The 22,459-nt window shown below is 60.7% G+C and carries 20 protein-coding genes; 10 read left to right on the forward strand and 10 right to left on the reverse strand.

All coding sequences use genetic code 11. The features are described 5' to 3' along the window. Positions 1-65: 65 nt before the first annotated feature. The 3 genes from B5P46_RS33760 to B5P46_RS33770 are packed head-to-tail and all read right to left on the reverse strand — an operon-like array spanning position 66 to position 2,518. Positions 66-956 carry an SMP-30/gluconolactonase/LRE family protein gene (locus B5P46_RS33760; protein ID WP_129422511.1) on the reverse strand — a complete coding sequence of 297 codons (891 nt, stop codon included), beginning with the start codon at positions 954-956 and terminating at the stop codon, positions 66-68. Next, positions 953-1,783 (reverse strand): NAD-dependent epimerase/dehydratase family protein, encoded by an 831-nt coding sequence (locus B5P46_RS33765; protein WP_129422512.1) that lies wholly within the window; start codon positions 1,781-1,783, stop codon positions 953-955. The genes B5P46_RS33760 and B5P46_RS33765 overlap by 4 nt, the downstream gene beginning before the upstream one ends. A gap of 21 nt (positions 1,784-1,804) precedes the next feature. Further along, the gene (locus B5P46_RS33770) at positions 1,805-2,518 is read right to left on the reverse strand and encodes a FadR/GntR family transcriptional regulator (protein ID WP_129422588.1); all 714 of its coding nucleotides are present in this window, start codon (positions 2,516-2,518) and stop codon (positions 1,805-1,807) included. Between the two features lie 316 nt (positions 2,519-2,834). Between B5P46_RS33770 and B5P46_RS33775 the strand changes: the two genes are divergently transcribed. From B5P46_RS33775 to B5P46_RS33800, 6 genes are all read left to right on the forward strand, one after another. Then, positions 2,835-4,772, forward strand: coding sequence for an ABC transporter substrate-binding protein (locus B5P46_RS33775; RefSeq protein WP_129422513.1), 1,938 nt, complete (start codon positions 2,835-2,837; stop codon positions 4,770-4,772). Positions 4,773-4,896: 124 nt separating this feature from the next. After that, the gene (locus tag B5P46_RS33780; protein WP_129422514.1) at positions 4,897-5,883 is read left to right on the forward strand and encodes an ABC transporter permease; all 987 of its coding nucleotides are present in this window, start codon (positions 4,897-4,899) and stop codon (positions 5,881-5,883) included. Between the two features lie 9 nt (positions 5,884-5,892). Continuing rightward, on the forward strand, positions 5,893-7,014 hold the full coding sequence (locus B5P46_RS33785) for an ABC transporter permease (protein ID WP_129422515.1): 1,122 nt from the start codon (positions 5,893-5,895) through the stop codon (positions 7,012-7,014). Positions 7,015-7,021: 7 nt separating this feature from the next. Beyond that, positions 7,022-8,743: an ABC transporter ATP-binding protein gene (locus tag B5P46_RS33790; protein WP_129422516.1), complete on the forward strand. Its 1,722-nt coding sequence runs from the start codon at positions 7,022-7,024 to the stop codon at positions 8,741-8,743. Further along, a complete protein-coding gene (locus B5P46_RS33795; RefSeq protein WP_129422517.1) occupies positions 8,740-9,951 on the forward strand; it encodes a mandelate racemase/muconate lactonizing enzyme family protein in 1,212 nt (403 codons plus the stop codon). The genes B5P46_RS33790 and B5P46_RS33795 overlap by 4 nt, the downstream gene beginning before the upstream one ends. A gap of 12 nt (positions 9,952-9,963) precedes the next feature. Continuing rightward, on the forward strand, positions 9,964-11,151 hold the full coding sequence (locus B5P46_RS33800) for a galactarate dehydratase (RefSeq protein ID WP_129422518.1): 1,188 nt from the start codon (positions 9,964-9,966) through the stop codon (positions 11,149-11,151). Positions 11,152-11,337: 186 nt separating this feature from the next. Here B5P46_RS33800 and B5P46_RS33805 read toward each other — a convergent pair whose 3' ends face one another. From B5P46_RS33805 to B5P46_RS33835, 7 genes are all read right to left on the reverse strand, one after another. Next, positions 11,338-11,910, reverse strand: coding sequence for an NADPH-dependent FMN reductase (locus tag B5P46_RS33805; protein WP_094088188.1), 573 nt, complete (start codon positions 11,908-11,910; stop codon positions 11,338-11,340). An 84-nt stretch (positions 11,911-11,994) separates the two neighbouring features. After that, the gene (locus B5P46_RS33810; RefSeq protein WP_129422519.1) at positions 11,995-12,660 is read right to left on the reverse strand and encodes a nitroreductase; all 666 of its coding nucleotides are present in this window, start codon (positions 12,658-12,660) and stop codon (positions 11,995-11,997) included. A 413-nt stretch (positions 12,661-13,073) separates the two neighbouring features. Then, positions 13,074-13,427 (reverse strand): ArsR/SmtB family transcription factor, encoded by a 354-nt coding sequence (locus tag B5P46_RS33815; protein WP_129422520.1) that lies wholly within the window; start codon positions 13,425-13,427, stop codon positions 13,074-13,076. Between the two features lie 300 nt (positions 13,428-13,727). Next, the gene (locus tag B5P46_RS33820; protein ID WP_129422521.1) at positions 13,728-14,420 is read right to left on the reverse strand and encodes a response regulator transcription factor; all 693 of its coding nucleotides are present in this window, start codon (positions 14,418-14,420) and stop codon (positions 13,728-13,730) included. Position 14,421: 1 nt separating this feature from the next. After that, on the reverse strand, positions 14,422-14,799 hold the full coding sequence (locus B5P46_RS33825) for a response regulator (protein WP_003550117.1): 378 nt from the start codon (positions 14,797-14,799) through the stop codon (positions 14,422-14,424). Positions 14,800-14,802: 3 nt separating this feature from the next. Next, on the reverse strand, positions 14,803-15,444 hold the full coding sequence (locus B5P46_RS33830; RefSeq protein ID WP_129422522.1) for a response regulator transcription factor: 642 nt from the start codon (positions 15,442-15,444) through the stop codon (positions 14,803-14,805). Beyond that, positions 15,441-19,076 carry a PAS domain-containing protein gene (locus tag B5P46_RS33835; RefSeq protein WP_129422523.1) on the reverse strand — a complete coding sequence of 1,212 codons (3,636 nt, stop codon included), beginning with the start codon at positions 19,074-19,076 and terminating at the stop codon, positions 15,441-15,443. Before B5P46_RS33835 ends, B5P46_RS33830 begins: the two co-directional genes overlap by 4 nt. 351 nt (positions 19,077-19,427) lie before the next feature. On the opposite strand from B5P46_RS33835, the gene B5P46_RS33840 reads away from it, so the two are divergent. The 4 genes from B5P46_RS33840 to B5P46_RS33855 all read left to right on the forward strand — a co-directional run bounded on the left by B5P46_RS33840 (position 19,428) and on the right by B5P46_RS33855 (position 22,338). After that, complete coding sequence (locus B5P46_RS33840; RefSeq protein ID WP_129422524.1) at positions 19,428-20,180, forward strand: SDR family oxidoreductase; 753 nt, start codon at positions 19,428-19,430, stop codon at positions 20,178-20,180. Positions 20,181-20,268: 88 nt separating this feature from the next. Next, entirely contained in the window at positions 20,269-20,502 is a 234-nt protein-coding gene (locus B5P46_RS33845; protein WP_129422525.1) for an AbrB/MazE/SpoVT family DNA-binding domain-containing protein, read from the forward strand. After that, positions 20,499-20,903, forward strand: a complete 405-nt coding sequence (locus tag B5P46_RS33850; RefSeq protein WP_129422526.1) for a type II toxin-antitoxin system VapC family toxin — start codon at positions 20,499-20,501, stop codon at positions 20,901-20,903. The genes B5P46_RS33845 and B5P46_RS33850 overlap by 4 nt, the downstream gene beginning before the upstream one ends. A 118-nt stretch (positions 20,904-21,021) precedes the next feature. Then, complete coding sequence (locus B5P46_RS33855) at positions 21,022-22,338, forward strand: hypothetical protein (protein ID WP_129422527.1); 1,317 nt, start codon at positions 21,022-21,024, stop codon at positions 22,336-22,338. The last annotated feature ends 121 nt before the right edge of the window (positions 22,339-22,459 follow it).

Genomic DNA, 22,459 nt, shown 5'->3' on the forward strand with positions numbered 1-22,459 from the left:
CATCAATCCGCCGTCACCCGAAAGGTGATCGGCACGCCGTCACCCGGAGGGTGATCGGCACGTTGTCATCCGACGGGATGATCCCCGAAGCGGAAGGGCGGCAGGCCCTCTGCATCCACGTCGAAGGCGATCACCGTCCCCGTCTCGAAACGCCCGCTGCGATCCGTCGACAGGCTCGTGACGAAGAGGGTGCGTAGATCCGGCCCTCCGAAACACGGCATCGTCGGTGCGGGGACCGGCAGAATGTAGATTTCGACGACTTCGCCTTCGGGCGATATTCGGTTGAGGCGACCGGCGGAAACGCCGGCACTCCAGTAGAACCCGTCACGATCGGTTGTCGCTCCGTCCGGCCGACCCTCGTCTTCAGTGAAGCTGCGGAGCCGGCGCCCATCGCCGAGGTCGCCCGTATCAGGATCGAAGTCGAATGCCTGCAGGAAGCATTGCCGGCTGTCGGAATGATACATCCGCCGGCCATCCGGCGACCAGGCAAGGCCGTTGGAGCTCGTCAGGTTCGTGGCCACGGTCCGCGTGCTGCCGTCGGCGCTCACGCGGAAAAGTGCGGCCTCATCGATCTGCGGCTTGGATTCACTGATCGAGCCGATCCAGAAGTGCCCGTCGGGACCGACCTTTCCATCGTTTAGGCGGCAGTTGATGTCGCGTCCGACCGGATCGCACAGAAATTCCAAATCTCCTGAGACGGGATCGAAAAGATGGACGCCCGTCTGAAGCGCCACGACGATCCTGTGATCGCGGCAAAGCCCGAGGGCGCCGATTGCAGCCGGCATGTCGAAGCGGTCGATCTTTCCAGAAGCCTGGAGCCGGACGAGTGCCGGCGCCAGAATATCGACGAACCATAATGTGCCGGTCTCTTCGTCCCATACCGGTGACTCACCGACCGTCAGCGGCTGCTGGAACACCGGACGGACGTCCGGGCGGATGATCCGAGGCGCAGTCATTCAACCGTCTCCAGGCTCTTGGCCAGGCCCTCGGCATCGCGCATGCGGATGGTACCGTCGTGATTGATCTCACAGAACCCGCCACCCTGGAACGCCAGCGCGACCGGCCCTTCGGATCCCTCTTCGATGCGGGCGTGATCACGCGGCCGGTCCTGTGGCTGGTAGCCCAATCGTGCCGCCAGATCGTTCTCCCACCACATCTCCTCGGTGTCAGAAACGCCGTAGACCACTGTTGCTGCGATCAACGGGTGCGAAAGGCCGATCCTGACCAATTGCGCCAGGTCTCGCGCGCTGATCCAGATCGCAACCGATCGTTCGCTGTTGGGATAGGTGCCCGCATTGCCGATGCGGATGGAAAGAGAGCGAATGCCCGACGTGTCGTAGTAAAGCCCCGCCACAAGCTCGCCCCAGCATTTGGAAAGTCCATATGGGCTGTCGGGGCGCATCGGGTCGAGCGGCGACACGAGCTGGCCGCGCGGATAAAAGCCCGTGGCATGATTGCTCGATGCATAGACGACCCGCTGGACCTTGTTGATCCGCGCCGCTTCGTAGAGATTATATGTTCCAAGCACGTTCGCGTGCAGAATGGCGTTCATGTCGATGCCGCTTGCAATACCCGCCAGATGGACGACGCCGTCGATATCCTTCAGCGCAGCCGTCGCCTCGTCGAGCTTTGTAAGGTCGGCCCTGACGAAATTCTCGTTTTCGCCAAGCCCGTCAGGTTCCTGGAGATCGATCAGGCTGAGGTGCTCGACATGCGACCGAAGAAGCGGGCGCAGCAGCGTCCCTACACGTCCGGCAGCACCCGTCATAGCGACCCGTTTCATCGTCTCTCCTCCCATTATCGCTCAAACGCCCTGGAACATGCGGGCACGCGCATTCAGTATGTGTTTTTTCATCGCATCATGCGCTTCGGTTTCCCGGTGCGCGAAGATCGCCTCGACGATCACCGCATGCTCATCCTGGACGCTGCGGATCTGTTCCGGCGTCCGCTTCAAGCTCAAGCTTCGCGTAACGGAATGCCCGATGGCGAAATGCGGCTTGAACCACTCGCGCAGGGTGATGTGGAACTGGTTACCGGTCGCCATGGCAATTGCATCATGCAGAGCCTGGTCCTCCTCGGCGCCAAGCTCCCCGTTGCGCAAACATTGCTCGATCGAAAGAAGCGCTGCCGTTATCCGCTCCCTGTCGGCCGGCTGCCAGTTTCGCGCTGCAAGCTCCGCCGCCTCGGCTTCGAGACCGGCGCGGAATTCGAAGAACCGCTGAACATCGGCCAAGGAGCCGACCGGCACCATTTTCAGCATCGACGAATCCGGCCTTTGCCTGACATAGGAACCGGAACCCTTGCGCGAAACGACCAGGCCATCGGCTCTCAAGCGTTCGAGCGCTTCGCGCACGACGGGTCTTGATGCGCCGAAATCAGCGGCGAGCTTCGTCTCCGGCGGCAGCCGTTCGTTCACCGGAAAGTTGCCGTCAGCGATCATCCCCACGATCTTCTCGTAGATGATGTCGCTGAAGCGCGTTGCGCCCCTGCTCGAAACGGCATCGACGGCGAATGTCATCATGGTCCTTTTCTCTCAACGCCGCGTGCGCCGGGTCAGCGGCCGCACCCTGGCTGTCGCCGGCCATGATGTTCAGGGCGGCGACAGCATCTGACAGATTCAACGTTTTTCGTCCTGCTGGCCGTGTTTCAGCGGCACAACGTCGCATTTCACTACTGCATGGCTACAAAATTTGTAATTATCTGTCAACTCTTGTAATCATTTGAGAACGTGTCTATGGTTCGGTCGTAGCGCCGAGGAGGGCGTCAGCGTCGGGTCGGGAGCCCGCCGCATCAGCCGGTGCAAAGGCTGCGCCGGCACAAAAGGGAGGAATTCGATGGCCAAAGAAATACTGTCGCGTGGCGTCACCCGCCGCGCCGTGCTTGGTGGCATGGCTGGTGTCGCGGCGCTGTCTATCGCCGGTCGTGTGTCTGCCGCAGGCGGCGAAGCGCCGGCACTTGCGCAGCTCGCCAAGGATGGAAAGCTGCCGCCGCTCGCCGAGCGCCTGCCGAAAAAGCCGATGGTCGTGACGCCGTTCGAGAAGGTCGGCACCTATGGCGGTTCGCTGCGCCGCGGCCTTCGCGGTTCATCCGACCATAACGGCATCCTGCGTATGGTCGGCAACCAGAGCCTTGTGCGCTGGAACCTCGATTTTACCGCCGTGCAGCCGAACCTTGCCGAGCGCTGGGAAGTCAGCGACGACGCAACACAATTCACCTTCCATCTGATCGAAGGCGTGCGCTGGTCCGATGGTCATCCCTTTACGGCCGATGACGTCGTTTTCGCGATCGAAGACTGCGTCAAGAATACCGAGCTCTACAGCTCGACACCGGCGCAGCTTGCCGTCGCCGGCAAGCCGGTCACGGTCGAGAAGGTCGACGACTACACGGTGAAGTTCACCTTTGCTGCGGCCAACGCGCTTTACCTGGAAAACCTCGCCACACCGCTTGGCCAGCATCCGACACTGTTTCCGAAGCATTACTGCAGCCAGTTCCTGCCGAAATATAATCCCAATATCGAGGCCGATGCGAAGAAGGCCGGCGTCACCAGCTGGACGGAGCTGTTCCGCAGCCGTTGCGGCGACATCGAGATCCCGTCGCGATGGGGCAATGTCGATAAGCCGACGCTCGATCCATGGGTGGTCAAGGAGCCCTATGCCGGGGGTGCTACGCGCGTGGTCATGACCCGCAACCCTTATTTCTGGCAGGTCGATACCGAGGGAAACCAGCTCCCTTACATCGATGAAATCAACTTCGGCATCTCGCAGGACGTCGAATCGCTGATGCTGAACGTCATCTCCGGAAAGATCGACATCCAGGAACGTCACATCAGCGTGCTCGCCAACAAGCCGACGCTGTCCAAGAACATGGAAAAGGGCGATTATCGGTTGCTGACGCTCGTGCCTTCGGCCTCGCAACAGTGCCAGATCTACTTCAACATCACCCACAAAGATCCTGCCATGCGCAAGATGTTTGCCGACAAGTCGTTCCGGCAAGCGCTCTCGATCGGCATCAATCGCCAGGAGCTCATCGACATCGTCTATTTCGGACAGAGCGAGCCCTACCAGGCCGGGCCGCGTCCGACCCATCCCTGGTATAACGAGAAATACGCGCGCCAATTCACCGAATTTGACACCGACAAGGCAGGCGCGATGCTCGATGAGGCCGGCTACAAGAAAGGCGGCGACGGTTTCCGGCTGCGGCCCGACGGCCAGAAGGTGTTCTTCTCGATCGACGTCATTCCGACACTCTATCCCGACCTCGTCGATGCCCTGGAACTGGTCAAGGCGCATTGGGCTCAGATCGGTATAGACATGAAGGTCAACACGATCGAGCGGGCGCTCTATTACACCCGCGGCGACGACAACGCCCATGATGCGGCGGTGTGGCCGGGTCCTGGCGGTCTCGATCCGATGCTCGATCCGCGCGATTTCTTCGCCTTCCATCCGCAGGGTTCGCGTTACGCCATTCCATGGACGCTTTGGTACACCTCCAACGGTGCACGCGGCGAAGAACCACCGGAAAGCCAGAAGAAGCGCATGAAGCTCTTCGACGAAGCGCGTTCGACGGCCGATCTCGACAAGCGCGGCGCGATCATGAAGCAGATCTTCGACATCGCGGCAGAGGAATTCGAGACCGTCGGCCTTTGCCTTGCCGTCGGTGGCTTCGGCATCATCCGCAACAATCTGCGCAATGTCCCCGAGAAGGAGCCGGATAGCTGGTCCTGGCCCAATCCAGGGCCTGCGCTGCCGCAGCAATTCACCTTCACGAGCTGATTTTTCGTCTTGAGCGCCGTGCCCGACGGTACGGCGCTTTCTTTCAGTTCGCTCTCCGAGATGCCTTGCCGGTCCTGACGGCCGACAAGGCCCGGAAGGCGGCGTTCAATGCAAGAGGCGCCTCATGCTGGTCTTTATCGCCAAACGCTTCCTATGGATGATTCCATCGCTGTTTGCCGTCAGCTTCCTGGCTTTCGTGCTGATCCAGCTGCCGCCGGGCGATTATGTCACGACCTATATTGCGACGCTGGCAGCCTCCAACGAGATCGTCGATCAGAACACGGCGGCGCAATTGCGCGAGCGCTTCGGCCTCGGCGACCCGATGCTCGTCCAATATTTCAAATGGATATGGGGCATTCTCACACGCGGCGATTTCGGCATCTCCTTCGAATGGCAGCAGCCGGTCTCGGACCTGATCTGGGAGCGCATGGCGCTGACGCTCGTTCTGGCTCTTTCGACATTGATCGCCACCTGGGCGATCGCGCTGCCGATCGGCGTCTTTTCCGCTGTGCGCAAATATTCGATCGGCGACTATTTCTTCACCGCCTTCACCTTTTTCGGCCTGGCCGTTCCATCCTTTCTGCTGGCGCTGGTGCTGATGTATATCGCGGCGGTCGAATTCGGACAGGATGTCGGTGGGCTCTTTTCGCCGGAATATGAGAACGCGTCCTGGAGCTTCGCCAAGATGGTCGACCTCTTCTCGCATCTCTGGCTTCCCGTCATCATCCTTGCCGTCTCCTCGACGGCGAGCCTCATCCGCGTCATGCGCGCCAACATGCTCGATGAACTGCCGAAGCCTTACGTCACAACGGCACGGGCAAAGGGTCTCTCGGAATTTCGGCTGCTGATAAAATATCCTCTGATGATCGCGCTCAATCCGTTCATCTCGACGATTGCCTGGCTGCTGCCCAACCTCATTTCCGGCTCGGTCGTCGTCGCCATCGTCCTCAATCTGCCGACGGCCGCACCTTTGCTGCTGCAGGCGCTGATGGCCCAGGACATGTATCTCGCCGGCGCCTTCGTTCTGCTGATCTGCGCGCTGACGCTGATAGGCTCTCTGATCAGCGATATCCTGCTTGCGCTGGTCGATCCCCGCATCCGGTTGGAATAGGAGCCTCACATGGCCGACATCACCGTTACGAACATTCCGCCGGATCGCGCCGCAGTCGCATCGCAGTGGCAGCTCATCTGGTGGGCTTTCCGCCGGCACCGGCTGGCCATGGTGGCGCTTGTCGTCACCGTGCTGATGTATATCGTCGCCCTGCTTCCCGGCTTCTTCGCCATCAACGATCCGTACCTGCAAAATGCGCGGGCGACCTTTCACCCGCCGCAGAAATTGCATCTGATCGATACTGAGAACGGGTTCTCCTTCGGTCCGCATTATTATCCGATGAAGCTGACCCGCGATCCGGAAACGCTGGCCGCCATCTACAAGGAAGACACGACAAAACGTGTCGACGTCCAGTTCTTCGGGCGCGGCTACGAATATTCCGTGTTCGGCCTGTTCAGGACCAACATCCATCTGATCGCCTCGCCCGACAAGACGACGCCGCTGCTTCTGTTCGGCGCCGACAGGCTGGGGCGCGATGTCTTCAGCCGAACGGTGCAGGGCTCGCAGATCTCGTTGTCGATCGGTCTCGTCGGTGTCTTCTTCTCGTTGATGCTCGGCATCGTGCTCGGCGGCATCTCGGGATATTACGGCGGCCGCATCGATTTCTTCCTGCAGCGGGTGATCGATTTCGTGCTGTCGCTGCCGACGATCCCGATCTGGCTGGCGATGGCCGCGGCCCTGCCGCAGGACTGGCCTGCGACGCTGCAATATATGATGATCACGATCATCCTGTCGCTGACCGGCTGGGCGCAGCTCGCCCGCGTCGTTCGCGGCCGCTTCCTGTCTTTGCGCACCGAGGAATTCGTCGCCGCCGCGAGGCTCGACGGCGTTCGCGAAAGGCGCATCATCTTTCGCCACATGCTGCCGAGCTTTGCCAGCCATATCATCGCGTCGATCACGCTTGCGGTGCCGGCAATGATCCTTGCCGAAACCTCTCTCTCCTTCCTGGGGCTCGGTCTGCAGCCGCCGACCATTTCCTGGGGCGTGCTTCTGCGCGAGGCCCAGAACATTCGTTCGATCGCCACCGCGCCATGGCTCTTCATGCCGGGCTGTGCCGTCGTGGTCGCCGTGATGGCGCTCAACCTTCTCGGCGACGGCCTGCGCGATGCGGCCGACCCCTACAACAAATGAGGCCGGCATGACCGATATCCTTCCTATTGCCGGCAGGCCGCTGTTGCAGGTGAAAAATCTGACGGTCGAGTTCCCTCTGCGCACCGGCGTCTTTCGCGCCGTCAGCGATCTGTCTTTCTCAATCGAGCCGGGCAAAACGCTCTGTGTCGTCGGCGAAAGCGGATCCGGCAAATCGGTGACGGCGCGTTCGATCCTGCAGATCGTCGATGCGCCCGGACGCATATCCGGCGGATCGATCATATTGAACGATCAGAACGGCGGGTCGATCGATCTGACCAGCCTCCATCCGCGCGGGCGTCAGATCCGAGCGATCCGCGGCCGCGACATCGCCATGATCTTCCAGGAGCCGATGTCGTCGCTGTCGCCGATCCACACGGTCGGCAACCAGATCGTCGAGGCGCTTCGCCTTCACACCCGGATGAGCAAGGCAGAGGCACGCGCGGAAGCCATATCGCTGCTCAGCCAAGTCGAAATTCCCTCGCCGGAAAAAGCGCTGGACCGCTATGCCTTTCAATATTCCGGCGGGATGCGCCAGCGCGCGATGATTGCCATGGCGCTCGCCTGCAAACCGCAGCTGCTGATCGCCGACGAGCCGACCACGGCCCTCGACGTGACGACGCAGGCCGAAATTCTCGACCTGATCGCCCGGCTGCAGAAGGCCAAGGGCATGGCCGTCCTCTTCATCACGCATGACATGGGCGTCGTGGCGCAGATCGCCGACGATGTGCTGGTCATGCACAACGGCGTCGCCAAGGAATATGCGCCGGTCGAGCAGATTTTTCATGCGCCGAAAGACGACTATACCCGGATGCTGATTGGCTCGGTGCTGAAGCTGGAAGCGAAGGCCGAAATCCGGCTGGCGCGCCCGCCGCTCGACACGACGGCGCCACCGATTCTCGAGCTCCGTAATGTATCGATGGATTTCGGCGAGGTAAAAGCGCTGGACGATGTTTCCATTTCGCTTCTGCCGGGCGAAACGCTCGGCATCGTCGGCGAGAGCGGATCCGGCAAGACGACGATGGGCCGCTCGATCATGCGGCTGATCGATCCGAGTGCGGGCGAAATCCTCTATCGCCGCGCCGACGGCGACATCATCGACCTGGCAACGGCAAAAGGTCAGACGCTTGCCGCTGCAAGGCGGGAATTGCGGATGGTTTTTCAGGATCCTTTCGGCTCCCTCAACCCACGTATGACCGTCTCACAGATCATCGGCGAGCCGCTGCTCGTCAATGGCGTTGCAAAGGGGCGGGCGCTGGAAGAGCGGGTTTGTCACCTGATGGAGCAGGTTGGCCTCGATCCGAGGGCACGCGAGCGCTACCCGCACGCATTCTCCGGCGGCCAGCGCCAGCGCATCGGCATTGCCCGTGCCATCACCCTTAATCCACGCGTTATCGTTGCCGATGAGGCAACCTCGGCGCTCGACGTCTCGGTGCGCTCGCAAGTGCTCGATCTGTTGATGCGCCTGCAGGACGAACTCGGGCTCGCCTATATCTTCATCAGTCATGACATCGGCGTTATCCGCTACATGTGCGACCGTGTCGGCGTCATGTACAAAGGCCAACTCGTCGAAATCGGCGACGCGGAGAAGGTCTGCCGCACGCCCGAGCACGCCTATACGCAGGCGCTCATATCAGCGATCCCGCGCCCCGATCCGCGTGATCGCGATCATTCGCGGCGTTTCCGATACGTCGCGCCGGACATTTTGAAGAATGGGAGTTTTCAGCGATGAAAATCACCGGGATCCGCACTTTTCTCATGCATGTCGGTCAGCCCGACCCCGCCAATTGGGCTTCCGACCAACGTTCTGCCGGTGGCGCCTCCAAGCAGTTCGGCGGCACCAGAAACTGGCTCTTTCTGAAGATCGATACCGACGAGGGCATCACCGGCATCGGTGAATGCTCAGGCTGGCCGCGCGTCGTCGAGACGGCGATCCATGATCTCGCCCCACTCCTCATAGGCGAAGATCCGGCACATACCGAGCGCTTATGGCAGAAGATGCATATCGCGATGATGGGCCATGGCATGCTCGGAACGGTCGGAGGCGGTGCGATGACCGGCATCGACATGGCGCTTTGGGACATCAAGGGCAAGGCGCTCGGTGTGCCTGTCTGGATGCTGCTCGGCGGCAAGGTGCGCGACCGGATCCCGATCTATTCGCATGCGAATACGCCCGAGCGCGCGCTTGCCATCAAGGAGCGCGGCATAAAGGCGATCAAGTGCGGTGGCGTCGCAGACCCCGTTCGCAAGGTCGCTGCCCTGCGCGAGGCGGTCGGCGACGATATGGACATTGCTATCGATCTGCATGGGCCGCCATGGCTGACACCTGCGGATGCCTGCCGGCTGGTGCGGGCACTCGAACCCTATGAGCTGATGTGGGTGGAAGATCCGATCGCGCCCGAGAATATCGATGGCTACCGGCGCATCCGCGACGCCGCGCATGTGCCGCTTGCCGCCGGCGAGCGCTCAGCGACCATCTTCGGCGAGCGCGAGCTCATCGAGAAGGAACTGGTCGACGTGATCCAGCCGGATACCGGCCGGGCCGGCGGCATCACCCAGATGAAGAAGATCGCGGCCATGGCCGAAGCCCACCATATCCAGATGGCGCCGCATTCGGGCTCGCTCGGGCCGGTGGCGGAATATGCGGCTCTGCATCTGCTTGCAGCGATCCCCAACGCCCTCATCCTCGAGCGCCTCGACGATGACTGGGACGGCCGCCGCCAGACGATCGTGCCGCATCCGCAACAGGTCGAGGGCTTGATCGCCGTTCCTGATGGCCCGGGACTTGGCTGCGATATCGACGAGGCCTTCGTGGCGCGCTTCCCCAGCAACGGCAATGTCTCGGTCCCGCAAAGTGCCGGTGCCTACAATCCCGGAACCGACAACGAGCATCTCTACGTGCAGACGCGCCAGTCGCGCCGCACCTATTTCAATCGCTAGAAGGACAGAAAGATGAAGATCGATCGCATGCGGGTTTTCATGACCCGCGACAAGGACCGTCCGCGCGTGATCGTCGCGCTCGACACCGATGACGGGCTGACGGGTTGGGGCGAATGCTACAATCACGGCCCCGACAAGGCGCTGCCGCCGCTCTTGGATTATCTCTACGAATTCGTCTCCGGCCAGGACCCGACACGCGTCGACTATCTCGTCAATCTGTTGATCCAACAAAGCCGGTTCCCGCCGGGCGCGCTCGGCCTTGCCGCGATCTCGGCGCTCGATCACTGCCTGTGGGACCTTGCCGCCAAGGCAGCGAATGTCCCGGTCTACAAGCTGCTCGGCGGCGAAGTGCGCGACCGCATCAAGGTCTATGCCGGCGTATACACCGCACCGGATGCCCCGGCGGCCCGCGACGAATTCGATCGCCTGAAGGAGGGATGGGGGTTCACCGCCTTCAAGCTCAGCCCCTGGCGGATCGACATGCACTCCAATCGCTGGGGTAATGTCGTCAAAGCCTCGGCGGATTATTTCCGCTCGCTTCGCGAAACGGTCAATGACGAATACGAAATCGCCTTCGATGCCCATGCGAAGATTTTCGAACCGATCGCCGCTCGCCAGCTCGGCAATGCGCTGGCGCCTTATGACCCGCTGTTTTTCGAGGAGCCGCTGCGTCCCGAGAACATCGAGGCCTGGGGCGATCTGAAACAGGGCCTCAACTGCACGCTGGCGACCGGCGAGTCGCTCTACAACAGAAACGAGTTCCTGCGGCTGCTGCAGGTCAAGGGCGCCGACCTCATCCAGCCCGACATCTGCGTCGTCGGCGGCATCAGCGAAATGCGCCGCATCGCCACACTCGCCGAAGCCTTCTTCGTCGGCGTGGCGCCGCACAACCCGATGGGGCCGCTTGCGACGGCGGTCAATGTTCATTTTTCGGCGGCGGCGCAGAATTTCCGCATCCTCGAATACCGGCTGCCGAAGGGACAGGCCTATGTCTATGGCGGCCTCGATATCGAGAAGCGCGAGGGGGAAACCCGTTACGTCGTCGATCCCTATCTGCCGAAGGACGGCTATCTGGAGCTGCGTCCCGACCGGCCGGGCTGGGGCGTCGAAATGGACGAGAAGGCGATGGAAGAAGAAGGTTACATCCACTGGCAGCGGCGCGTGCCGAAACGGCCGGACGGTTCCTACGCTTTCGCCTGAGGATATTGCGCGCTTCAAAAATAGGAGCTGGCCGCCCGGATGGACGCAGCCAGCTCCCGCAGGGCGATGCTTCCAGGCATCTGAGGATCAGGCACAGGATATCGCAATCCTTGGTTCCAATCGCCCTCACTCCTTGAAACGACGCATCGTGCTTTCCGAAAGTCGATTCCGATTTTCGGGCCGATGCTAGGCATCTTTCGGCAGCACTGAGCGAACCCTTGCGATGAAGACATGGAAGTCCTGCATGAAAGTGCGAAGGAAATCGGCGGTTTTGTCGTTCGTGACCTCGCCATCATCGGTGATCAGCCCCGGTGTGAACTGGATGTAGGCTTCCGGGGCATTCATCTGGGGAGAGTTGCAGAAACTGAGCACACTGCGCAAATTCTGCTGGGCGACTGCCGTGCCTATCGCGCCCGGCGACGTGCCGATCACCGCTGACGGCTTACGTGTGAACGAGTTGGTGCCGTAGGGGCGGCTCGCCCAGTCGATGGCGTTTTTCAGGCCGCCGGGTATGGATCGATTGTATTCGGGCGTGACGAACAGCACGGCGTCGACGGCCGCGATTGCCGCCTTGAATGCCTTGCCAGCCGGAGGGTAGTCGGCGTCATAGTCGTAGCTGTAGAGCGGCAGGTCCTTGAAGGATATCTCCGACATTTCAAGTTCCGGCGGGGCGAGCCGCACCAACGCCTTGGCGAGCTTGCGGTTGATCGAGCCCTTGGCGAGGCTGCCGATGAGATAGCCTACTTTATGCGTGGTCATGGCGTTCTCCAATATCTCGCATGATAAAGGCCTATCATACGCAAGAATCATAGAAGGGGTGTCTTATCCTTTGATCGCAAGTCGCTAATCGCCGAGGAACGTGACCGTCTCGCCGAGCGGGGCGCGGCCTGTACGGGCGTAGCTGACCGTGGGATCCTCGTACCCGATCGACATGCCGCAGAAGAGGATGAGCCCTTCCGGGGGTGACAGAACCTCCGCGACCGTCTCGCGAACCTGCGACCACGCCATCTGCGGGCAACTGTGCAGACCTTCGGCGCGGAGCAGCAGCATAACGGTCTGCAGATACATGCCGACGTCGGCCCATTGGGGTAGGCCGAGGTCACGGTCGATGTAGCAGAACAGGGCAGCGGGCGCGCCGAAACAGTTCCAGTTGGCGATCGCTGCCCGCTGGCGCGCCTCCCAGTCCTCGCGCGCAATGCCAAGCGCGCTGTAGCGCTCCTTGCCGAAAGCGGACCGGCGCTCCCCGTAGGGGGACTTCAGCCCGGCCGGGTACATCTCGTACTGCCGCTTGTCCCAGGGGTCGCCATGCGCCACGCGCTCGACGGCGGACGTCCTGAGCTCTGCCAGCGGTGCGCCGGTCATCACGTAGGTATTCCACGGCTGGATGTTGGATCCTGACGGCGACCAAGCTGCGGCGGCCAGCACACGCTCAAGCACTTCCCTCTCCACAGGTTCGTCTTTGAATCCGCGCACCGACCGTCGACTTTTGACTGCCTCATATACGTCCATGATCGCCTCCATGCTGCCGGCCGTTCGTTTCGTCCATACTCATGGGTCGTTTCCTCCTGACTGTTCCGGTCCTGATGTGGTTCATTATCTCCATTCGCAATGGAGGCGTAATCACACCGTGGTCTAGGAGGCGTACATCAAACGTACATCAGGGATCGATGCGTTCGAGCGGCATATAGACGAAGCATTGCGGGACTGCGGCGCCACTGCATCCCGGCCTTGGAATTACGGCCCCTGAACGGCCTCCGCTTGGCGCTTACGCTCAAGCCGCAGTCATCTTCGTCGAAGCCACGTTCTTCGCCATTGCGCTGCCTCTTCGTTGCCGCGGCGCCGATCCTGAGTTGCCCACAGGATCATCCTCAGCAGAATTGGACGCCAATCATGAGTCGCAAGAGCAACGCTTCGTCAGTTCGTCAGGTGCCTACGGCTTGGACACGTTCTACTGGGGAGCGACGAGGCCATCCGAAGATGTCGGCGAGCGTATCAAGCATCGCCGTGGCCGCGGCGGATTGAAGTGAATAGTAGATCGTCTGGGCGGCCCTTCGCGTCTGCACGAGTTCCTGTTCTCGAAGAATTGCCAAATGCTGGGAAGTCGAAGATTGGCTCAATCCCACCTCGTCGGCCAAGACGCTCACGGACATTTCTCCTTCGGCCAACAGATGCAGAATGTGAAGCCGTTTGGCATTCCCCATGGCCGACAGGAAGTTTGCTTCGTTGTCGAAGGCGTTGGTTTCAGGGGAAGGCGCGGTTGATGATTGATTGTTCAAGGCGAGATCTCCGTTGGGAACCAAAGCCGGGTACCAGGTCATATCCCCTAGCTTTAATTTAGAGATAACGCATGGGTGCAAGACCGAAACCCATTGGCGGCGTCGCATCGTCTTTTTCGGCGCGAATCGGATAGTGCGCGCTTCAAATGGACAGCGGCCGCAGATCATGTTCGAGGCCGACATCTTCGCCTTTGGAAGGCACTCGGCTAAAGCCAATGCATGTCGCCCCAAGGTGCGCAGCGGTTTTTGGATAACGCCATGCATAAATCAAAGACTTAATCCGGATCGACGCGACGCGCTTTAGCGCGCGCCAGCCTGGCGCATTTGCGCGGGCAGTGTCTCCCAGGCTCGGATCAATTCGCCGATGGAGGCGGCCTCCATCTTGTGCATGACATTGCTGCGATGCAGCTTGACCGTCACTTCGCTGATGCCGAAATCGAAGGCGATCTGCTTGTTGAGGCGACCGCGCGCCACTTCATGCAGAACCTCGCGCTCGCGTTGCGTCAGCGTCTCCAGGCGCTTGATGTTGCGCTCGGCGATTGCGGCTTCCGCCCGTCGTTCGGCATCCATGGCAATGCCCGCAGTCACCGCGTCGAGCAGCGTCTGGTCCCGCACCGGTTTGGTGAGAAAATCCACGGCGCCGGCCTTCATGGCCTGGACGGTCATTGGAATGTCGCCATGCCCGGTCAGGAAGATGATCGGCTTGGAAATGCCGTTTTCGGCCAGATGGCTCTGCAGGTGAAGGCCGCTTGCTCCCGGCATGCGCACATCGAGGATCAGGCAGCCGGGGCTATCCAGGATATCGGCGTCAAGCAATTCGCGGGTCGAAGCAAAACTGGTCGACTGGAAACCCGCCGACAGGATCAGCTCCGACAGCGCTTCGCGGACCGATGCGTCGTCATCGACGATAATGACAAGCGGCTGGTTCTCTTCATAACTGCACTGCAATGATAACGGCGCCGATCTCCGCAGCAACGGCTGGTCAACTCTCATGTCACCCTCCATCTGTCGATTTATGCAAAGCGTTGGCAATGGCCGCCAGCAGGGCCTGGGCATCGAAGGGCTTGCGGAAAAATCCGCTCGCGCCTTGAGCGCGTCCCTGATCGGCTATCTCGTGGCGGCCCGTGATCATGAATACCGGCAGCTCCGGACGCGACTTCCTCACCAGGTCACGAAGTTCGAAGCCGTCGATGCCAGGCATTCCGATATCGGTGATGAGCAGGTCGAGGTCCGACAGCCCGTTGACGAGCAGCGAGCCCGCCGATGAGAAGCTGCGGGCCACATAACCCGCAGACTCCAGAAGGTCGCCCATCGATTCAAGCAATCTTGGATCGTCATCGACAATTGCCACGACGTGTCTTGTCTTGTTCATGTTTCAATTCCCTCCCACTCGGCGTGAGTGGGTTATCGGTATTTCCAATCTCTCCGCGATCCGCACCAAATCGGCGAGCGATGCCGCGGCCATTTTCTGCATCACATTTCTTCTGTGGATCTGCAGCGTCACTTCGCTGATCCCCAATTCGGCTGCGGCCTGCTTGTTGAGAAGACCGCTGACGACCAGCGGCAGCACCTCGCGCTCGCGCGGCGTCAGGTCGAGATAGTGTTGTCTCAGCACGTCGATCTCGGCGCGCTCGGCCCTCTTTTCCCGATCCTGAGCAATCGCCGCGTGGATTGCCGCCATGAGATCCGCATCGCTGAACGGCTTGGTCAGGAAGTCGACCGCGCCATGCTTGATCGCACGCACGGAGGAGGGAATGTCGCCGTGTCCGGTAATGAAGACGATCGGCGGATGATCCCTGTCGGCGATCTGCTTCTGCAGATCGAGACCGTTGATGTCAGGCAGCTCGATATCCAGCACGAGACAGGAGGGCACGTCCGGCTTGTCCGCTCTCACGTAGTCGCAGGCCGATTCGAAGGCGATGGCGTGCATGCCGTGCGAGTCCAGCAGCTCGCCGAGCGCTTCCCGGATACGTTCATCGTCGTCGACGATGAAGACGATATGGTCGTCGGCCGTCATGGCGCCGCCTTCGTTTCAATAGGCAATGTGAAGATCAACGTCGCTCCGCACGGATTGTTCTTATCGGCCCACAATCGTCCGCCGTGCAGTTCGACGATCGAGCGGCAGATCGCCAGCCCCATGCCCATGCCGTATTCCTTCGTCGTAAAGAACGGCTCGAACATCTTTTCGGGAAAGTCGATGCCCTGGCCGCGATCGCTGATCTCGGTCTGGAGGATATTCCCGATCTGGCGCACGCGGATTTCGATGACCCTGTCGCCTGTCGTGGCGTCCATTGCCTCAATGCCGTTGCGGATGAGATTGATCAGAACTTGCTGGATCTGAACGCGGTCGATTGCGATGAGCGGAAGGGTGGCGTCGACCTCCACCTCCATCCGAACGTGACGACGCCAGGCCTCGTCGGCCATGAGGTTGCGCGCTTCGTTGACGATACCGGAGAGCGTCGATGGGATCCTCCTGTCTACGGATTGCTTGAACAGAGCGCGAATGCGGCTGACGACATCCGCCGCCGAGTTGGCATCCCGGATGATGCGCTCGACAGTCCTCTGTGCCCGTTCCATATTCGGCGGCTCGGCCATGAGCCAGCGCTGGCAGGCGTGTGAGTTGGCCACGACGGCCGCAAGCGGCTGGTTCACTTCGTGCGCGATGGAGGCTGAAAGCTCGGCCAGGCTCGCCACTTGGCTCGCCCGTGCCAGACCCTCCCGCGCTCGACGCAGATCTTCCTCCGCGTGAACCTCACCGTCGATATCTAGGCAGATGACATTCCACTGGACGATGACGCCTTCGGCATTGCGCATCGGTGCCGCACGCGTCTCGACCCAGCGATATTCGCCATCGAACCGCCGCAGGCGATGCCTACGCGCATAGGGCTCGCCAGTGGACAATGAATGGGCATAGTTTTCTTTGACCCCTGCCACATCGTCGGGATGAACACCGGCATCGAGCGTGCCGTCCAGCCGGGTTTTGCCCGTTCCGTCCAACTCTTCGAGATTATAACCGAGGAAGTCGCGCAGTTGCTGGCTGCGATAGATCGGTTCTCCATCGGGTGCTGCGCAATCGATCATTGCCGGCAGCGTTTCAACGAGCTGCCGGAGCGATCGTTCTCTCTCCCGCAGTGCCTCCTCGACGCGCAGTTGATCGTCGATGTCATGCGACAGACCATACCATTGGACGATCCGGCCGCTCTGATCCCGCAGCGGCTCCGCGCTGCCTTTCACCCAGCGGTAGACGCCATCGGCGCGCCGCAGGCGATACTGGCTGGAGAAGCGCTCCCCCGTAGCGAAGGAATGGTTGAGCGCTTGCTCGAGGCTGGCTGCATCGTCGGGATGGACGGCGGCCTCGATGAGCGCTGCCAGCCGGCTGACGCCCGGCTTTTCCATATCGGCGATGTCGAGACCGAGAAAATCGATCAGGCGCTGGTTGAAGAAGGTTGGAGCACCTTCCGGATTGAGCCGCCAGAGCAGGCTCGGAACCATGTCCACGAGTTGGGAAAGCTCCCGTTCCCGGTCGCGTAGCGCTTCCTGCGCGCGCATCTCATCGTCGATGTCGACGGATATGATATACCATTGCATGATCGCGCCGCTTTGATCGCGCAGCGGCTCGGCTCGGCCATCGACCCAGCGATAGGCTCCGTCGAAACGGCGCATGCGATATTTTATCGAGAAGGGATCGCCGCTGGCGAGGGAATGATGAACCGTCTCCAGCAACCTCGATGCGTCATCGGGATGGACGAGGGTGTGAATGACCGAGGAGAGGCGGCTCATGCCGGGCCTGTCCATATCGCCAACATCGAGACCGAAAAAGTCGATCAGGCGCTTGTTGAAGAACACCGGCTCGCCTTCCGGCGTCAGGCGCCTGATCTGGACCGGGACCAGGTCCACGAGCTGCGACAGCTCGCGTTCGCGGTCGCGCAACGCCTCCAGCGCGCGCACCTCCTCGTCGATATCGAGGGAGACGCCGTACCATTGCACGACCGTTCCGTCGTCATCGCGCCGCGGCTCCACCCTGCATTCGGCCCAGCGGTAGACGCCATCCTTTTCAAGCCAGCGAAACCGCATCGCGGAGCCGCCGCCGGTTTCGAAACAGGTCCTGAGCGTGCGCTGAACGTCGGGAGCGTCTTCAGGATGAACCAGCTGCTGCAGCAGATCGTCGATGCGCGGCGCGCCGAGAGCGTCGAAGTTGGCGATGACGGAGCGGAAATGGTCCTGGTATCGTTTGTTGAAGTAGATTGATCCGCCCGCGGGCTCGACGCTCCAGATGCGGACCGGCACGGCATCGATCATCTCCTGAAGCTGTCGTTCGCTTCGCCGCAGCGCCTCTTCGGCATGGACCTGATCATCGATGTCGTGACAAAGGCCGTACCACTGGACGATGTTTCCGGCCTGATCGCGCATCGGCTCGGCGCGGCTCGACATCCAACGAAAGAGGCCGTCGGCGCGCCGCAGCCGATACCGCATGACGAAGCTCTCGCCGGTGGCGAGGCAATGGCGAAGGGCGTCCCTGAAACCGGCTGTATCATCGGGATGAACGGTGGCCTGCAGGACCGCCTCCAGCCGGCTCATCCCTGGTCTGTCCGAGTCCGCCACGTCAAGACCCAGGAAATCGACCATCCGCCTATTGAAGAAGGTCGGTTCGCCCTCGGGCGTCAGACGCCAAACATGGCTCGGAACCATGTCCACGAGTTGCGAGAGCTCCCGTTCCCGGTCGCGCAACGTCTCCACGTTTTGGCGCAATGTGAGCACTGCCAGCTGGTGCTGTCGGGATATGGCGGCGACAATCAGCGCCGAAAATGCCGAGATGGCCAGAAACAGCTGCAACATGATCTGATTGTGTTTCTGGGATTCGGGATCACCGGCAAACTGGCTGGCGCCTGTTATCGTGAATACCGCCGTGATCAGAGCAAGCAGAGCGAGCGATACCGCGGCGCCCTTGAACTCGAAGCGGACGGCGGCCCAGAGAAGAGGCGGCATGATGATATAGGCGAAAGGAAGGTAGCCGCTCAGTGAAAGAGCCGCGACACCGAGAAAAATGAGCCCCAGGACGCAAGCTTCCACCCATTGCGCGGCCGAGAACTGCGTCTTGCTGCGCCAGCTGTGAAAGAGGACCAACGCCAGCGGCGAAACGATGAGGACACCGGTTGCGTCTCCGATCCACCATAGCGGCCAGGCCGTCGTGAAGGATTGCGATTGGATCGCGAACCAGGCAAGCGTGGCACTTCCCACGGTCGCGCTCACGATCGGCGCAATTCCGGCAGCCAGGACGACGAATGTGAGAACTTCCTGCAGAGTTTCCATCTGAACAGGGTGCTTCAAGGTCCGGTTCACCAGCCATGCCGCGACCATTGCTCCAAGAGCGTTGCCGACATAAATCAGGAAGGCCGCAGGCACGGGGCTGTAGAACCACAGGAAATTGCTGAACATCTCTGCCAGGCAGCCCGCCAGGATCCACCATGGCCAGCTGTGCCTGGAGGCGAGGATGAGGGTCGCGACGAAAAGCCCGCCCGGAGGCCAGATGGAAATACCCGTTCCCGGCACGATTGCCAGCGACTGTGCGAAGCCGCAGGCGAGTACATAGGCGAGGAAGAAAAGCCCCAGATGCAGGAACCGGGGACGGTGCAACCAGACGCTCAGCATCAACTGCTCCTGCCGGACAGAGAAAACCGGGGGATCATCGGCATTTCCTGCAGCAGTCGTTCTCGATTTCGGGGCTGGCGAGCTCATGGTACAAAGCGTAATCCCGCCGCACCACAACCGCAACTCATGGAAACCCATGCATTGCGCGGGAATGTAGCCGGAATTTTCGGGCGAACGACGGATCGGAAGGCTGTTATGGTTTCCCGATGGCGCATCCTAGACTTCAGGCTGGTTCCGCTATGCCCTACGGCTAGGGCGCCAGACCTCAGGCACGATGGAAGGCGTCCGGCTTTCCGGTCATTGTCGATCCGCGTGAGGCATTGCAGAAAACATGCAACAAAGGATGCCGATATGAAAGTCACGGTGGTGGGAGCAAGCGGTCTCATCGGAACGCGGCTCAGCGAGAAGTTGCGCCGATCGGACCACGACGTCGCGGCCGCATCATTGTCGCTGGGCGTCGACACGGTTACCGGCAAGGGTCTGGACGTGGCGATGGCGGGAACCGAAGTCGTTGTGGACGTGACCAATGCCGCATCCTTCGGTGACAGTTCGGCGTTCGATTTCTTCAAGGCGTCGACGAAGAACTTGCTCGCAGCCGCGGCGGAAGCCGGCATCCGGCACTATCTCGCACTCTCCGTCGTTGGCACGCCGCGCCTCGTGGAGAGCGACTATTTTCGTGCGAAAATGGTGCAGGAAAATCTCATCCGGGCGTCAGGTCGACCCTACACGATCCTCCGCTCCACGCAATTTTACGAGTTTATAAACGGATTGATCGACATCGGTGCTGAAGGCAGTGTCTTTCGGTTGCCATCGGCCTTCATGAGGCCGGTCGCGGCCGGGGACGTCGCTGCATTCCTGGCGGAACTGGCAGCCGGTGCTCCCTCGGGCGATGTCGTCGAAATCGGCGGCCCGGAGCAGCTCGGCATCGATGAAATCGCCCGGATCTATCTCGCCGCGAACGAAGACGAACGGCAGGTGATAACCGATCGATCCACGTCGTATTTCGGCGTCGAACTGACCGACGACGCACTGATTCCCGGCGCCGGTGCGCGTGTGGCGCGCCAGACGCTTTCCGACTGGCTCTACCAATCGATGGCCGCTTAACAACCTGTTTCTGCAGCAAGCGCTGGGCTTGAAATTTTCCTACGCAAGTAATACTTTCTAACAGGAGAGTATTACAAAGGCGCCCGATATGGCCACGACCGTTACCGCAAAAGGGCAGGTGACCATTCCAAAGCGGGTCCGGGATCTGCTTGGCATCGTTCCCGGCAGCCAAGTCGATTTTCATCGCGCTGCCGACGGCAGTGTGGTTCTGACGCGTGCTGATCAGAAGCGGCCGGCCAGTCGCTTCGAGAAGCTGCGCGGCCATGCCGGCAAGGGCCTCGATACCGACGCCATCATGGCTTTGACGCGTGGCGAAACGTGACGCTCGTCGACACCAATGTTCTTCTGGATCTCGTGACCGATGACCCCAAATGGTCGAGTTGGTCCATAACCCAGCTCGAGACGGCGAGCATCGAAGGTTCCCTGCTGATCAATGATGTCATCTATGCCGAACTTGCGGTTCGATACGACAGGATCGAAGCGCTCGAGACTTTTCTGGAAGAGGCCGGCCTCGAGATGAAGCCCATGCCGAAGGCCGCCCTGTTTCTTGCGGGCAAGGTCTTCACGCAATATCGCAAGGCAGGCGGGTTACGCACCGGTGTGCTTCCCGATTTCTTCATCGGCGCTCACGCAGCCGTAGAACAACTGCCGCTATTGACCCGCGATGTCGGCCGCTATCGCACCTATTTCCCGTCATTGAAATTGATAGCGCCTGTTTCCTAAGCTCCCTGATAGGGCGTGTGTCGAAGCATTCAATAAACCTTCATGAAGCTCAGGGTTGAAATGGTTGCGCCCAGCTCCAAATCCCGTCGGCGGTAGTCGAAACGCGAGGGGAGGGCGCATGGGCAACGCGCATATCGATCGGATCGGCCGGGGCAAATCGGCCTTGGGCTTCGTTCTCGTCATTTTCTGCCTTCTGTCCTGCTCCCAGGCATTGGCGGCGCCTGCCGATATTGGCGGCCTGACGGTGACCCTGCCCGATGCCGCTTCCGGCTGGAGGAAAGCCGGCAAGGGCAATCTGTTCATGCTGCAGAAGGATTTTCCGGAAACCGAGGACGACAAGCGCGGCAGTGCGTTAATCCAAATCACCAAGCCGCTCTCGGCAGCGCGCAATTCTCTGCAGGCCGGCATGAAGACCTTCGTCGCGACGCTTCCCGACATGGCAAAGGAAGATATCCTGATCAAGCATTATGGGGTCACGGTGAACGGCTACGACATCCGCGTGGAAGAACGCTGCTGCGTCCATCAGAAGAACGTGACCATTAACCAGATCGTCGTCGGCATCGCCGGCGACGAGAGGCAGACCTATCTGCAGCTCGTGCTGCTGAATGTGAACGGCGACAGAAGCAGTAGCGCCGAGGCCGATTTCGCAACCCTCGTGCGCTCGGTGAAGCTTGATCCTTCCGACAAGGATTTCGATCTCGTGCCGGCGAGCGATGACGGCGGGCTGGACGGCGTTTTCACCCATCTCGATACCGGTCTCCGGCCGAATGTCTTCGGTGGTATGGATTTCTATTCGGACAGCACGATCACCATGTTCGACCCGAAGGGCCTGTTCAGCACGGAGCTGCCGAAAGGCGGCCGGAGCATTGCCGAACATTGCAGGGAGACCCCGACCGATTGCGGCCTCTACAAGCTTGCCGGCGGAGGTTTCTTTTCCTCCGCCGGGTCGTCGATCGAAATGCGCAGAGTCACCTCTGCCTACGGCACGATCGAGATCGAGACGAAACCGTTCTCGAAAAAGGGTGAGGATCTGGTGATTTCAGACGCAGATTATCGCGCCGTGCCGCCATTTGATGAGGGCACGACGCTCGACGGCGAATGGGTCTCCACCTTTGCCTCGAGCGGCATGACTGCGACTTCATCGGGGTCGGTGGCGTCCAGCCATACGCTGACGCTTCATCGAAACGGTACTTTCGAACGCACAGGCTGGTCCGGCGCCTCGATGACGAATGAAATCGGCGGATCGCGATCGGGCGTGACCACATCAGGCAACCGGCCGGGCGCAAGCGGACGCTACAAGCTTTCCGGCTACCGTCTCGACCTGACCGACGCCAGCGGCAAGACGGAAAGTATGAGCATATTCGAACCGGACAAAGGTTCCGACGGGCTTCTGGTGATCAACGGCAACAACTACCTGAAGGACGATGGGAAATAGAGGCAGCGCCCAAGCTATTGATAAATCGGGATTATTCGGCGACGTGATCGACCACCCAGTCGGCTGGAAAGCCACCGTAGTTATCATTCACTTCGAGTCATCGGCAATGCGCGAATCACTT

It is taken from the genome of Rhizobium leguminosarum (genome assembly GCF_004123835.1).
In the GTDB taxonomy this organism is placed as follows: Bacteria; Pseudomonadota; Alphaproteobacteria; order Rhizobiales; family Rhizobiaceae; genus Rhizobium; species Rhizobium leguminosarum_M.